Consider the following 770-nt stretch of genomic DNA (forward strand, 5'->3'; position numbering starts at 1 on the left):
TCTCCGCGACCACGTTGAACGGAGTGTTCTTCTTCAGACGCGTCACGAAGCGGCAGCCAGCCTCATCGAGCCTCGCCCACCAGCCATAATCGTAGTAGCCGAGGTCGTAGACATAGGTTGCGCCCGGCTCAATCGGCATGGCCTTAGCGGCCGTGATGTCGTTGACGTTGGCCGGCGTCACCGCGAAGTAAACCGGCCGATCCGCGTTCGGATCGTAGACGATGTGCGCCTTGGCTCCGAACACGTCGGTCGAAAACGTCGCCCAGCTCTCGCTCAGGCTGGAAAGCCGCATGCTGGTCGAATCAATCAAGCGGACCGCATCTGCCGTTGCCCGCCGCAGCCCGCGATGCGCCTGCGGCAGCATCTGCGCGAACAACTCGCTGAATACCTGCCAAGGTCGCTGCGAGTTGGCATCCGACATCGTCGAGCGCTTCACCGGGGCTGCCCCCACGTGATAAAGCCGCGTCTCGTGGCTTGCCATCCCCGTCACGATCTCCCGCAGGCTCGTCGAGCCGCTCAGCTGCCCGTACAGCAGTGCGATAAAGTGGCGCTTCGTCGTCAACTTGCGCACCAAACGATCGGCACCGTACTTCTCCACGATCTGTTCCAACCTGGACCAAGGGATTTGCTTCGTTAGACTGTGAAATACGCTATTCTGGTGCCGCATGGCGGGGACCTCCTTCCGTGTCTCGAACGTGTGCGAAGCGCTCGAAACACAGAAGAATCCACGTCATGCACCCTGTCCATAACAATCGAACCGGACAGCCGTG

At 60.8% G+C, this 770-nt stretch carries 1 protein-coding gene; it reads right to left on the reverse strand.

What is annotated here, in order from left to right; translation table 11 throughout:
• On the reverse strand, positions 1-667 hold a 667-nt coding region (locus CVM73_RS38785), incomplete at its 3' end, for an IS4 family transposase (RefSeq protein WP_146006760.1).
• Between the last annotated feature and the right edge of the window lie 103 nt (positions 668-770).

The organism is Bradyrhizobium forestalis (assembly GCF_002795245.1).
GTDB classification, from domain to species: Bacteria; Pseudomonadota; Alphaproteobacteria; order Rhizobiales; family Xanthobacteraceae; genus Bradyrhizobium; species Bradyrhizobium forestalis.